The organism is Serratia sp. CY74737 (genome assembly GCF_052166775.1).
Classification (GTDB): Bacteria; Pseudomonadota; Gammaproteobacteria; order Enterobacterales; family Enterobacteriaceae; genus Serratia; species Serratia ureilytica.
Window position 1 is genome coordinate 206,833 of the sequence record NZ_JBJNOF010000013.1, and the last position, 12,926, is coordinate 219,758.

At 55.1% G+C, this 12,926-nt stretch carries 11 protein-coding genes and 1 tRNA gene; 7 read left to right on the plus strand and 5 right to left on the minus strand.

What is annotated here, in order from left to right:
- Positions 1-196: 196 nt before the first annotated feature.
- The 4 genes from ACJ8PE_RS18435 to pepA form a co-directional block, all read right to left on the minus strand.
- Positions 197-700 (minus strand): GNAT family N-acetyltransferase, encoded by a 504-nt coding sequence (locus ACJ8PE_RS18435; RefSeq protein ID WP_042783576.1) that lies wholly within the window; start codon positions 698-700, stop codon positions 197-199.
- Between the two features lie 199 nt (positions 701-899).
- Positions 900-3,776, minus strand: a complete 2,877-nt coding sequence (locus ACJ8PE_RS18440) for a valine--tRNA ligase (protein ID WP_197793320.1) — start codon at positions 3,774-3,776, stop codon at positions 900-902.
- Between the two features lie 12 nt (positions 3,777-3,788).
- Entirely contained in the window at positions 3,789-4,238 is a 450-nt protein-coding gene (locus tag ACJ8PE_RS18445; RefSeq protein ID WP_025305119.1) for a DNA polymerase III subunit chi, read from the minus strand.
- Positions 4,239-4,322: 84 nt separating this feature from the next.
- Complete coding sequence (pepA, locus tag ACJ8PE_RS18450) at positions 4,323-5,834, minus strand: leucyl aminopeptidase (protein ID WP_004933352.1); 1,512 nt, start codon at positions 5,832-5,834, stop codon at positions 4,323-4,325.
- 282 nt (positions 5,835-6,116) lie between these two features.
- On the opposite strand from pepA, the gene lptF reads away from it, so the two are divergent.
- The 7 genes from lptF (at position 6,117) to ACJ8PE_RS18485 (ending at position 11,815) form a co-directional block, all read left to right on the plus strand.
- The gene (gene lptF / locus ACJ8PE_RS18455; RefSeq protein WP_033641697.1) at positions 6,117-7,211 is read left to right on the plus strand and encodes an LPS export ABC transporter permease LptF; all 1,095 of its coding nucleotides are present in this window, start codon (positions 6,117-6,119) and stop codon (positions 7,209-7,211) included.
- Positions 7,211-8,281, plus strand: coding sequence for an LPS export ABC transporter permease LptG (lptG, locus tag ACJ8PE_RS18460; protein WP_033641698.1), 1,071 nt, complete (start codon positions 7,211-7,213; stop codon positions 8,279-8,281). The genes lptF and lptG overlap by 1 nt, the downstream gene beginning before the upstream one ends.
- 151 nt (positions 8,282-8,432) lie before the next feature.
- Positions 8,433-9,152, plus strand: coding sequence for an autoinducer binding domain-containing protein (locus ACJ8PE_RS18465; RefSeq protein ID WP_117187889.1), 720 nt, complete (start codon positions 8,433-8,435; stop codon positions 9,150-9,152).
- Positions 9,153-10,139: 987 nt separating this feature from the next.
- Positions 10,140-10,224: transfer RNA gene (locus ACJ8PE_RS18470), tRNA-Leu, on the plus strand.
- Positions 10,225-10,437: 213 nt separating this feature from the next.
- The gene (locus tag ACJ8PE_RS18475) at positions 10,438-10,962 is read left to right on the plus strand and encodes a type IV secretion protein Rhs (protein WP_197793321.1); all 525 of its coding nucleotides are present in this window, start codon (positions 10,438-10,440) and stop codon (positions 10,960-10,962) included.
- Positions 10,959-11,339, plus strand: coding sequence for a putative T6SS immunity periplasmic lipoprotein (locus ACJ8PE_RS18480; protein ID WP_197793322.1), 381 nt, complete (start codon positions 10,959-10,961; stop codon positions 11,337-11,339). Before ACJ8PE_RS18475 ends, ACJ8PE_RS18480 begins: the two co-directional genes overlap by 4 nt.
- A 95-nt stretch (positions 11,340-11,434) precedes the next feature.
- A complete protein-coding gene (locus ACJ8PE_RS18485; RefSeq protein ID WP_197793323.1) occupies positions 11,435-11,815 on the plus strand; it encodes a putative T6SS immunity periplasmic lipoprotein in 381 nt (126 codons plus the stop codon).
- Between the two features lie 165 nt (positions 11,816-11,980).
- Here the strand turns inward: ACJ8PE_RS18485 and ACJ8PE_RS18490 are convergent.
- On the minus strand, positions 11,981-12,926 hold a 946-nt coding region (locus ACJ8PE_RS18490), incomplete at its 5' end, for a hypothetical protein (RefSeq protein WP_442536829.1).

Genomic DNA, 12,926 nt, shown 5'->3' on the forward strand with positions numbered 1-12,926 from the left:
TGGCAGAGTAGCGCGGGGGAACAAGCGGTCAATTTGCGATCGTTAATTTATTAACGAACTTCACATTAAATTTACATCTCGGTTTTTAACGTCAGTTTATCTGCTTGAAAAACGGCGTTATAGCGAGTTTTACTGATTGATTGCGATATTAATAAAAAGGCGCAGCAAGCTGCACCCTGATGGAGAGACGGGACGGTTACAGCGTTTTCAGCATGGTGACTTCGCAATCGACGTGGCCGGTGGCGCCCATCGCGTGGTCGATGTGTTCGAAACCCAGGTGTTCGTACAGCGCAACGGCCTGCGTCAGGCTGGCGGTGGTCTCGAGGTAACAACAGCGGAAGCCGTGCCGGCGGGCGAAATCCAGCGCCTGCAGCGCCAGGCGTTTCGCCAATCCCTTGCCGCGCAATACCGGCAGGAAATACATCTTCTGCAATTCGCAAATATCGTCTGCGCCGCCCTGCAGCGGCGCGATGCCGCCGCCGCCGGCGACCTGGCCGTCCACCTCGATCACCCAGTAAGCGCTGCGCGGCAGGCTGTAGAGCTGATACAGGGCGTCCAGATTGGGATCGGAGACGGTATAGCCTTTATCCGCCGTCAGGCCGTGCTCGGCGGAGACTTCGCGAATGACGTGAGCAATGGCGGGATTGTCTTCCGCCGTGATGGGGCGCACCAGCAGGCGCGCCGGGGTTGCTGTTGTCATGTTTACACTCGCCATTGAAAGAGACCACGTTCGTTTTCGTTTTTATCGCAGCACGAAACGCGCCGGGGGTTATTTCCCGGCGGCGTCCCTGCAGCAGTAATATCTTGTAATAACATCTAACCCGGCCCGGATGCAACGGCGATAAAAAAACAGCGGGGAAGACCCCGCTGTTTTTCAGGCGTTGGCGTGAGCCGGTGGATTACAGCGCGGCGATGGTCGCCTGCTGTTCCTGCAGCTTCACTTTGCCTTCTTTGCAGGCCGCCAGACGATCGCGCTCTTTGGCGACCACCGCCTCCGGCGCGCGCGCCACGAAGCCTTCGTTCGCCAGCTTGCCTTCGATCGCGGCGATTTCCGCATCCAGTTTGCCCATCTCTTTGGCCAGACGCGCGATCTCGGCGTCCTTGTCGATGAAACCGGCCATCGGGATCAGCAGCTCGGCGCCGTCCACCAGCTTGGTGACGGAGACCGGGCCTTTCTCACCGGCCGGCAGCAGCGCGATGGATTCCAGGCGCGCCAGACGGGCGATAAAGCTTTGGTTCTCCTGCACGCGGCGCTGGGCGTCGGCGCTGCAGTTGCGCAGCAGCACGTCTAGCGTTTTGCTAGGCGCGATGTTCATCTCGGCGCGGATGTTGCGCACGGCGATGATGGTTTGCTTGATCCACTCCAGATCGTTCAGCGCCTGCTCGTCTTCCAGCGCGGCGTCGTAGGCCGGGAACGGCTGCAGCATGATGGTGTCTGCGGTCGTGCCAGTCAGCGGCTTCACGCGCTGCCAGATGGTTTCGGTGATGAACGGAATGATCGGGTGCGCCAGGCGCAGCAGCGCTTCCAGCACGGTGATCAGCGTGTGGCGGGTGCCGCGCTGTTCCGCTTCGCTGCCGTTGCTCACCACCGGCTTGGTCAGCTCCAGATACCAGTCGCAGAACTGGTTCCAGGTGAATTCGTACAGGATGTTGGCCGCCAGATCGAAGCGGTAGGTATCCAGCGCTTCGCGGTAGGCTTTCACCGTGCGGTTGAATTCGGCCAGGATCCAGCGATCCGCCAGCGACAGCACTTTCTCGCCGCCGTTGAAGCCGCAGTCGTGCGCTTCGGTGTTCATCAGCACGAAGCGGCTGGCGTTCCACAGCTTGTTACAGAAGTTGCGGTAGCCTTCCAGGCGCTTCATGTCCCAGTTGATGTCGCGGCCGGTCGAAGCCAGCGCCGCCAGGGTGAAGCGCAGGGCGTCGGTGCCGTGCGGCTCGATGCCGTTCGGGAACTGTTTCTCGGTGCGCTTGCGGATTTTCTCCGCCAGCTGCGGCTGCATCATGTTGCCGGTGCGTTTTTCCAGCAGATCTTCCAGCGAGATGCCGTCGACCATGTCCAGCGGATCGATCACGTTGCCTTTCGACTTGGACATCTTCTGGCCTTCGTCGTCGCGGATAAGGCCGGTCATGTAGACGGTCTTGAACGGCACCTGCGGCTTGCCGTTTTCATCCTTGATGAAGTGCATGGTCAGCATGATCATGCGCGCGATCCAGAAGAAGATGATGTCGAAGCCGCTGACCATCACGCTGGTCGGGTGGAAGGTTTTCAGCGCCTCGGTCTGCTCCGGCCAGCCCAGGGTAGAGAAGGTCCACAGGCCGGACGAGAACCAGGTGTCCAGCACGTCTTCGTCCTGGGTCAGCACCACGTCGGCGCCCAGGTTGTTCTCGCTGCGCACTTCTTCTTCGCTGCGGCCCACGTAGACTTTGCCGTTCACGTCGTACCAGGCCGGGATGCGGTGGCCCCACCACAGCTGACGCGAGATGCACCAGTCCTGGATGTCGCGCATCCAGCTGAAGTACATGTTTTCGTACTGCTTCGGTACGAACTGGATGTCGCCCTGTTCGACCGCTTCCACCGCCACTTTGGCCAGCGGCGCGGTGCGCACGTACCATTGGTCGGTCAGCATCGGTTCGATCACCACGCCGCCGCGGTCGCCGTAAGGCACCGTCAGGTCGTGCGGTTTGATCTCGTCCAGCAGGCCCAGATTATCGAAGGCGGCAACCACCGCTTTCCGCGCCGCGAAACGCTCCAGGCCGCGAAACTCGGCCGGGATTTCGCTGCAGTAGTCGGTGCAGACTTCGCCCAGGGTGTTGAACACTTCCGCTTCCTGGCGGATGTCGCCGTCGAAGGTCAGAATGTTGATCATCGGCAGGCCGTGGCGTTTGCCGACTTCGTAGTCGTTGAAATCGTGCGCCGGGGTGATCTTCACGCAGCCGGTGCCTTTTTCCATATCGGCGTGTTCGTCGCCGACGATGCGGATGCGGCGGCCGACCAGCGGCAGAATGATCTCTTTGCCGATCAGATCTTTATAGCGCGGATCTTCCGGGTTGACCGCCACGCCGGTATCGCCCAGCACGGTTTCCGGACGGGTGGTGGCGACCACCAGGTAGTCTTTGCCCTCGGCGGTTTTCGCGCCGTCGGCCAGCGGGTAGCGCAGGTGCCACATGGAGCCTTTGGATTCGCGGTTTTCCACTTCCAGATCGGAGATGGCGGTGCGCAGCTTCGGATCCCAGTTCACCAGGCGCTTGCCGCGGTAGATCAGGTCTTCTTTGTGCAGACGGACAAACACTTCGCGCACCGCGTTCGACAGGCCTTCGTCCATGGTGAAGCGCTCGCGCTCCCAGTCCACGGAGTTGCCCAGACGGCGCATCTGGCGGGTGATGGTGCCGCCGGACTCCGCCTTCCACTGCCAGATTTTGTCGATGAACGCGTCACGGCCGTAGTCGTGGCGGGTTTTGCCTTCTTCCGCGGCGATCTTGCGCTCCACCACCATCTGGGTGGCGATGCCGGCGTGGTCGGTGCCCGCCTGCCACAGGGTGTTTTTACCCTGCATGCGCTGATAGCGAATCATGGTGTCCATGATGGTCTGCTGGAACGCGTGGCCCATGTGCAGGCTGCCGGTGACGTTCGGTGGCGGGATCATGATGCAGAAGCTTTCCTGGCTGGTGTCGCCGTTCGGCTTGAAGTAACCCTGACTCTCCCAGTGATCGTACAGCTTCTGTTCGATCTGTTTTGGGTCGTATGCGGTGTCGAGCTGACTGTTTGTCTTTTCCATTCTTTATCGTATTCAGTGAGTTGGCGGCGTAGCCGTGGTCAAATGGAAGCCGACGCTGCGATAGGCCTTGTAACGGTCGCGCGCCAACTGTTTCAGAGTGTCTTCGTAAGGAACGAAGTCTACCACTTCATGGAAAGCGGTAGCAAAATCGGCAAACTGCGGCAGCAGGGCGATCAGCAGATCGCGCGGGGCATTGCCGCGCTTGCCGGGCCAGCACAGTTCCACCGGCGCGCCGTAGTGTGGCCCTTCGCCGGCCAGGTTGTGCGGCACGAATTCATGCGGCTCGCGCTGCCACAGCGCTTCGTCCAGCCGCTGGGCCTGCTCCTGGCTCTCGCAGGCGATCAGTACCCGCTTGCCGGAACGGAAGCCGCTGGCGGCAACGGCGCAGGCCACGGCCTCATGGGCGCTGAGCGCGCCTGACGGTTCCGCGTTGTCGAGCAAATAAAACGTCGCCTGTTTCATTAAGGATCCACCGCTGCCGATAAAAAAATGTAGGGGCACAGCATGCTGTGCCCCTTGGGATTATACCTGAATTACCGCTCAGATTTAATCGTCGCCGTTCAGACCTGCACGGTTGAGCAAGAACTGAGACAGCAGCGCCACCGGGCGGCCGGTCGCGCCTTTGGCTTTACCGGAGCGCCAGGCGGTGCCGGCGATGTCCAGGTGCGCCCAGGTGTACTTGCGGGTGAAGCGCGACAGGAAGCAAGCGGCGGTGATGGCGCCGCCAGGGCGGCCACCGATGTTCGCCATGTCGGCGAAGTTGGAGTCCAGCTGCTCGTAGTACTCGTCGGCCATCGGCAGACGCCAGGCGCGATCGCCGGCCTGCTCGGAAGCGCCCAGCAGCTCGTGCGCCAGCGGGTTGTGGTTCGACATCAGGCCGGTGATGTGGTGGCCCAAGGCGATCACGCAGGCGCCGGTCAGGGTGGCGATGTCGATCACCAGCTCCGGTTCGAAGCGCTCGACGTAGGTCAGGGTGTCGCACAGCACCAGGCGGCCTTCGGCGTCGGTGTTCAGCACCTCGACGGTCTGGCCGGACATGGTGGTCAGCACGTCGCCCGGACGATACGCCCGGCCGCCCGGCATGTTTTCACAGCCGGCCAGCACGCCGATCACGTTCAGCGGCAGGTTCAGCTCCGCCACCACGCGCATCACGCCGTACACGGTCGCCGCGCCGCACATGTCGTATTTCATCTCGTCCATGCCGTCGGCCGGTTTGATCGAGATGCCGCCGGAGTCGAAGGTCAGCCCTTTGCCTACCAGCACGATCGGCTTAGCGTCCGGATTTGGGTTGCCCTTATATTCCATCACCGACATCAATGATTCGTTCTGCGAACCGGCGCCGACCGCCAGATAGGCGTTCATGCCCAGCTCTTTCATCTGCTGTTCGCCGATGACGCGGGTGGTGATGTTAGTGCTGAAGGCGTCCGCCAGTTGGCGGGCCTGCGAGGCCAGGTAGCCGGCGTTACAGATGTTCGGCGGCATGTTGCCGAGATCTTTGGCCGCCTTGATGCCGGAAGCCACCGCCAGGCCGTGCTGGATGGCGCGCTCGCCGCTGGTGAGCTCACGGCGGGTCGGCACGTTGAACACCATTTTGCGCAGCGGACGACGCGGCTCCACCTTGTTGCTTTTCAGCTGATCGAAGGTGTAGAGCGTCTCTTTGGCGGTTTCCACCGCCTGACGCACTTTCCAGTAGGTGTTGCGGCCTTTCACGTGCAGTTCGGTCAGGAAGCAGACCGCTTCCATCGAGCCGGTGTCGTTGAGGGTATTGATGGTTTTCTGGATCACCTGCTTGTATTGGCGCTCATCGAGCTCGCGCTCTTTGCCGCAGCCGATCAGCAGGATGCGCTCGGAGAGAATGTTGGGCACATGGTGCAGTAGCAGCGTCTGCCCGACCTTGCCTTCCAGTTCGCCACGGCGCAGCAATGCGCTGATATAACCATCACTGATTTTGTCGAGTTGTTCTGCGATAGGGGACAGGCGGCGCGGTTCGAAAACGCCGACTACAATACAGGCACTGCGCTGTTTTTCCGGGCTACCGCTTTTTACACTGAACTCCATGCACTCTCCTGAATCTTAAAGACAAAGGCGGACGCTACGGCTAGAATAACCGACTCCGTAACGATCTCCTGCCATTTGAGTTAACGGATTATGTTAACCTGAACGGCATAAATTGCTCTGTTTTGGCGACTATAAGCAAGTTCCTATAGGACACCCAAACGGCTTGATGTTGTAATACTATTTTAGCTGTGAAGGTTGCCATATGATGAGAATAAATGGCGGATTAACGATGAAATTATCGATTTTCCTGCAAAAAGACAAGTTTTCACAGGCGTAATAAGCGTGATCATCATAAGATATCTGGTACGGGAAACGCTCAAGAGCCAAATCGCCATCCTGTTCATCCTGCTTCTGATCTTCTTTTGTCAGAATTTGGTCAGGGTGTTGGGCGACGCGGTGGACGGCAATATCCCGACAAACTTAGTACTCTCTCTGCTCGCGTTGGGCGTGCCGAAAATGGCGCAGCTCATCCTGCCTTTGAGCCTGTTTCTCGGCTTGCTGATGACGCTTGGGCGGTTGTATACCGAGAGCGAAATCACCGTCATGCACGCCTGCGGGCTGGGTAAACGCACCCTGATTATTGCCGCCATGATCCTGGCGCTGCTCACCTCTGCGATCGCGGCGGTGAACGTATTTTGGGCCGGCCCCTGGGCCTCGCGCTATCAGGACGTGGTGGTGAACGAAGCCAAGGCCAACCCGAGCATCGCCGGGCTGGCGGAAGGGCAGTTCAAACCCTCGCAGGACGGCAACGCGGTGCTGTTTATCGGCAACGTGAAGGGCAGCACCTTCAACGACGTGTTCCTGGCGCAGCTGCGGCCGAATGGCAACCAACGCCCGTCGGTGGTGGTGGCCGAGCACGGTAACATCGTGCAGCAGAAAGACGGCTCGCAGGTGGTGACGCTCGACAAGGGCACCCGCTTTGAAGGCACCGCGCTGCTGCGCGACTTCCGCATTACCGACTTCACCGACTACAAGGCGGTGATTGGCCACCGCACCGTGGCGGCGGACAACACCGAATCCGAACAGATGTCGATGCAGACGCTGTGGGAATCCGACGATCCGGACGCGCGCGCCGAATTCCACTGGCGCCTGACGCTGGTGGTGTCGGTGGCGCTGATGGCGCTGCTGGTGGTGCCGCTCAGCGTGGTGAACCCGCGCCAGGGCCGCGTGCTGAGCATGCTGCCGGCCATCCTGCTGTACCTGATCTTCTTCCTGCTGCAGACCTCGCTGCGCTCCAACGCCGGCAAGGGCAAGCTGGATCCGATGCTGTGGCTGTGGCTGGTTAACGGCGTTTACTTCGCGCTGGCGCTGGCGCTGAACCTGTGGGATACCGTGCCGATGCGCAAGCTGCGCGCACGCCTGAGAGGAGCGGCCTGATGTTTGGCGTATTAGACCGTTATATCGGTAAAACGATTTTCAACACCATCATCATGACGCTGTTCATGCTGGTGTCGCTGTCCGGCATTATCAAGTTCGTCGATCAGCTGCGCAAGGTCGGCCAGGGCGAATACACCGCGCTGAGCGCCGGCATGTACACCCTGCTGAGCGTGCCGAAAGACATCGAGATCTTCTTCCCGATGGCGGCGCTGCTCGGCGCGCTGCTCGGCCTGGGCCAGCTGGCGACGCGCAGCGAACTGGTGGTGATGCAGGCTTCCGGCTTCACCCGCCTGCAGATCGCCGGCTCGGTGATGAAAACCGCCATTCCGCTGGTGCTGCTGACCATGGCGATTGGCGAGTGGGTGGCGCCGCAGGGCGAGCAGATGGCGCGCAACTACCGCGCCCAGCAGATGTACGGCGGCTCGCTGCTTTCGACCAAGAGCGGGCTGTGGGCGAAGGACGGCAACGACTTCATCTACATCGAGCGCGTCTCCGGCGATAAAGAACTCTCCGGCGTCAACATCTACCACTTCAACGATCAGCGTCGCCTGGAGACGGTGCGCTATGCCGCCACCGCCAGCTTCGAGAACGGCCTGTGGCAGCTTTCGCAGGTGGACACCTCGGATCTGACCAACCCGAAACAGGTGACCGGCACCCAGACGCTGACCGGCGAATGGAAAACCAACCTGACCCCGGACAAGCTGGGCGTGGTGGCGCTGGATTCGGATTCGCTCTCCATCAGCGGGCTGCACAACTACGTGAAGTACCTGAAGCAGAGCGGCCAGGAATCCAACAAATACCAGCTCAACATGTGGCGAAAAATCTTCTCGCCGCTGTCGGTGGCGGTGATGATGCTGATGGCGCTGTCGTTCATCTTCGGCCCGCTGCGCAGCGTGCCGATGGGCATCCGCGTGGTGACCGGCATCAGCTTCGGCTTCCTGTTCTATGTACTGGATCAGATCTTCGGCCCGCTGAGCATGGTTTACAGCATGCCGCCGGTGCTGGGGGCGCTGCTGCCGAGCATGCTGTTCCTGCTGATCAGCGTGTATATGCTGCTCAAACGCAAGTAGCGGGGCGAGCGGTATGGGAAAAGGCGTGGCCGCGGGGCCGCGCCTTTTTTGTGGGTGCTGTATGCCCCCGGTGAACCACTCCCCCGACCTGTCGCTTTTCGTCGTGCTATAGTCAACCCTGCGGCATGCGGATAGAGGGAGCGGGCAGTCAATGGAAGACGAATACAATCTCAGCAATATCATCGGCAAGCGCCTGGAAGCGGCGTTGGGGGAGTTGGGCGAGCTCCTGTGGGCGTATGTGGTGTTATCCAAAAAAGACATTTCCTGTATTTTTGGCGTCACCAACTACCCGACTGAATGGGTCAACAAGTATCAAGAGCAGGGGTTGCAGTACATTGATCCGGTGGTGATTACCGCCCGCAACCGCCTGACCCCCTTCGCCTGGGACGAGCAAATCATGGCCGACTCAGGGCTGCATTTTCCCGAACTGTTCGAGCAGGCCCGCGAGTTTGGCGTGACGCACGGCTATACCTTCGTATTGCACGATTACAACAATAATCTCGTCACGCTTTCCTTTGCCTTCAGCGCAGAACAGAAAGCGGAAATCGTCCCGGCGCTCATCGAACGTAAAGGTGAAATCTCGGTATTGCTGGCCTCAATTCATGAGTCGTATCTGGCGCTGGCCCCACCGTCAGATAAAAACGCCGCAGCGCTGGAGGGCAACGCCCGCTTTACCGACAGGGAAAACGAAATCCTCTATTGGGCCAGCGTGGGTAAAACCTACCAGGAAACGGCGATGATCCTGGGCATAAAGACCGGCACCATCAAGTACCATATGTCCAACGTCGTCAAAAAGTTGGGGGTAACGAATGCCCGACATGCCGTGCGCCTGGGGATGGAGCTGCGGCTGATTAAACCGGTGGATGGATAGGCTGCTCGCTCACGGTAGCTTTCGAACCGGAAATGATGGGCGTTAATCGGTATTGAGTGGGCAGCGTGGCGGCTCACGAGAGGGAAGCAATACAGCACCGGCCCCGATCTCTGCGCTTTAAAATAATAACCTGCATGAACTGATAAAGGTCTAGTAAGGGACTGTACTTTAGTCTAACTAGTTTCTCACCCCTTAAGGCGATACACTTTCCCGGTAATGTTTTGATAAAAAATATAAAAAAAAACCTGACCGCGTAGGTCAGGCTGCCAATATTGGCCAACACCAGGGAAAATTTTCTTACATCATCTTAAAGCTATTAACTCTGCAGAGGCAAGTGTTCTCTGCTGGTTTTTACGCCTTGAGTTGCTATTTTGTTACGTATGTACGCTATTTTCTGGTGATTTTAGATAACCCCCCATCTAACCGAAATAGCGTCTCTCCCCTGAAAGCAGCATTCCGCTTCTTTATTTCCCCATCTGACATTCATTAATGAAAAAATACTGTTCTCGGAATGTTGCGCAACCTCATTCTTTATTCGCTGACACATTGACGTGCAATTATTTGCAGCATTGCCATTACGGCTGGGGATTATTTTGTTTTTGCCAGGCGCAGGGTGAGACAGTGGCGATGGGGGCAGGTGCTACCTTCCGCGTGGCGGGTTCCTGAACCTGTTTCGCTAGTTGGGCGAGCGGCTCTGGCTCGTGGGAGTGAATGACGTACGGCACAGGAGCCATCATTGCTCTGTGAAACGATGCTGGAACCTGGGATCGGACGGTATTACGTGAGTGTGGCGCTTTATCTTGGGTGCTCGTTGCAACAGCCTGCTCACCATTAACAGGGTTGTGAAGGGCGTGGAGCGAGAAGACGGGGCGGACAAACGCGCGTGGCGGCGGTTTTTTCGACACTTAACTCATTGAACAACGGATAAGTGTTGCGTGCTGGTCGCGGGAAGGTATAATTCACCCGTTTTCCGCATACTACTTCAGGGCCGAAGTGGCGAAATCGGTAGACGCAGTTGATTCAAAATCAACCGTAGAGATACGTGCCGGTTCGAGTCCGGCCTTCGGCACCATTAAGTACCGCGCGAACAAGAAGCCACCGAAAGGTGGTTTTTTTGTGCCTGTAATTTGCCCGCCTCAACTATTTGCCTACTTTACTCTGTATTGACGTATTTCTCATTTCAGTAAAAACCGGATCTTCCTGATGCTTTCCTAAGGCCTATCTGATTGACCTTAAAGGTTAAAATGACGTTTCATTGAACTCTTTCGGATCAAGGAGTTCCAGGATGGAGCCACAACAGGAAGGGATCACGCGGGCGTTAACACCGGGCGAAGTCAATCTGGCACGCTCGGTGTTTGGCAGCACCATTTTCTATCAGAGTGTGTTGGTCCATTGCGACAGCTACCTGCCATTTGGGTTGCAGAATCAGTACACGGCGATGAGCCCGAATGGGGAGTTGTACTTTCGCAGATCACTCTATGAAAGAAATTATGCGAGCCAGGATCCTGAAGCACAGCACCTTTTTATTCATGAAATGGCACACGTTTGGCAGCACCAGAAGGGCATGTGGGTACGCACCCGTGGGCTTCTCAGTTGGGCGGTAAGTTATCAATATCGGCTTGATCAACCTTTGCTGCGCCACTACAGCATGGAACAGCAGGCATCGATAATTGCGGACTATTTCATTCTCAAGAGATATGGGGCGAATACCTTCTTCCGCTTGCCAAACAGGAAACTCATCGGGATAGTGGACAGACGGACATTGTCACAATTTCAACCCATAATCAGAAGCGCAGGGCTGCCGCTATGAGAAAATATTTATTCCTTCTTCTTCCTCTTTTTATCTCGGGTTGCCCAACGGGTGACAGGTTTAATCTCTATCAAGTACAAAGTAAGATCGTAGACGGTAAAGTCTGCGTCTTTTTTAATGAGAACGATATCGTAAAAAACGAATCCATACTGGATATCGCCATCTGGAGACAGGGAGGGGATGACTACGTTTATGAAAAGTCATATGCTTATAATCCGGTAACGTTAGAGGCTAACAAGTGTGTTCCAGGTATCGGTGAGTTTAGTTTTATCGCTGGTGAAGGATACACTGTGTTGGTCAGAACACCGCTGAATTCGTATCGGACCAGTTTTGTTGTGTGGAATAAAGGTAAGAACATGATGCTGAAGCCCGATTAGAGTTTAACGATATGTTTTGGCTAATTATTGTCATGAGAATGATTTATTAATTCTATAGGCATTACAACCTGTAACTGGAAGTGCCGGCAGCCATTATGAAAAAACTCCTCTTACTCTTTATTCCTCTTTTTATCTCTGGTTGCCCTATGGGGGATAAAGTCAATTTACGCCCGGCAAAAGCAGCTGCTGTCGGCAGCAAGATCTGCGTTTTTGTCGATAAGAATGACATGGAAAGAGAGGAGACCATTCTCAAGGTAGCCATATGGAAGTATGGGAATGATAATTATGTCTATGAAAAGTCATATGCAAACACACCTGTAGCGTTGGAACCGGGGAAGTGTGTTTCTGGAGTCGATGAGTATGATTTTATCCCCGGTGAAGGATACAGTGTTATTGTCAGTACGCCTCTGCATCCTTATGAGGCCGGGTTTATCGTGTGGAAACGGGGTGAGGAGGTTATGTTGAAATCGAATTAGGTTTTAATTATATGATTTCTGGTTGACTCGTTATAGATGAAAATATTTATTGGTTATTTCCATATTAATATCTTTAATTTTACTTTACTAGTTAATTGATTGATTTTTCGAGTGGTAGTAACAGCCCTCATAAGGTTTGTTTAGAGAGCTGTAATTATGATGTTGTCATTTCAATGATTGCATCAGTTTTATCATGCTGTTTTCATTTTTTATTTTTATCTTTTCATAATAAACTGGCTCTAGAATGGGTGAGTCCCAAACATGGATCTCACCTTTGTTAAATGGAATGCAATTCATCGCGGATGCTTTTAACTTGACTAATTTCTCATCATATTTATTGATGTCATCAACCGTTAGTTTTAAACTTTCTGCTCTAGCTTGTATGATTGTTGTTGGGCAAATTAGTTGTTTATTACCTAAAGTGAATACACTAACGCCAGTGATAAAGAATCTACTAGGTATGTTTTGAAAATATCTCGTATTCCATAATAGATCATTAAACATGGTATGAGGGTGAGTTTCTTCTTTGATGTAAAACTGATGGATGCGCCAGTCACTAATACCAGATAGATTCATTGTTAGATTTATAATCATATTTGGTATTGGTCTGAATATCATGGATAAAACAACTAAGGCTGTTGGGATTGATACTAATATAATAATAATGGAGTGAAGCATACCACCATTCCTCTTTTCATTTATATAAATAGTGCCAGGTAGAATACTTAAGGTGGAAAATGTTAGAGCTACGGCAGCAAGTAAAGCCAGTTGAGCAAAATCGCTACTGCCGTCTGTAAACTCTAGCTGGCTTAGTAAGAACAAAAGAGGAAGTATTTGTACAATGGCAGGGGCAAGTAGCAACAAAGGTAATAAAAATATCATCGACCTTTTACCTATTCTGACTTTTATTTCGTTGTTGCTTTGATGAGTTATTTTAATTGGCTTTATGATTTTTATATAAGTAATGTAATAGCTCAAAAGTAAAGAGGCGATGTAAGCATCCCGGTAAAACGGACCATTCACTTTTAGAGATCTTCCGACATACTGATTATGTCCCCTGAGGAGATCGTCATGCGTAAAGCCCGATTCACCGAGCACCAGATCATTACCG

Coding starts and splice junctions, on each gene's coding strand:
- ACJ8PE_RS18480 (WP_197793322.1), top strand. CDS start 10,959: ATGAGAAAATATTTATTCCTTCTTCTTCCTCTTTTTATCTCGGGTTGC.
- ACJ8PE_RS18485 (WP_197793323.1), top strand. CDS start 11,435: ATGAAAAAACTCCTCTTACTCTTTATTCCTCTTTTTATCTCTGGTTGC.
- ACJ8PE_RS18445 (WP_025305119.1), bottom strand. CDS start 4,238: ATGAAACAGGCGACGTTTTATTTGCTCGACAACGCGGAACCGTCAGGC.
- ACJ8PE_RS18435 (WP_042783576.1), bottom strand. CDS start 700: ATGACAACAGCAACCCCGGCGCGCCTGCTGGTGCGCCCCATCACGGCG.
- ACJ8PE_RS18475 (WP_197793321.1), top strand. CDS start 10,438: ATGGAGCCACAACAGGAAGGGATCACGCGGGCGTTAACACCGGGCGAA.
- ACJ8PE_RS18465 (WP_117187889.1), top strand. CDS start 8,433: ATGGAAGACGAATACAATCTCAGCAATATCATCGGCAAGCGCCTGGAA.
- pepA (WP_004933352.1), bottom strand. CDS start 5,834: ATGGAGTTCAGTGTAAAAAGCGGTAGCCCGGAAAAACAGCGCAGTGCC.
- lptG (WP_033641698.1), top strand. CDS start 7,211: ATGTTTGGCGTATTAGACCGTTATATCGGTAAAACGATTTTCAACACC.
- ACJ8PE_RS18440 (WP_197793320.1), bottom strand. CDS start 3,776: ATGGAAAAGACAAACAGTCAGCTCGACACCGCATACGACCCAAAACAG.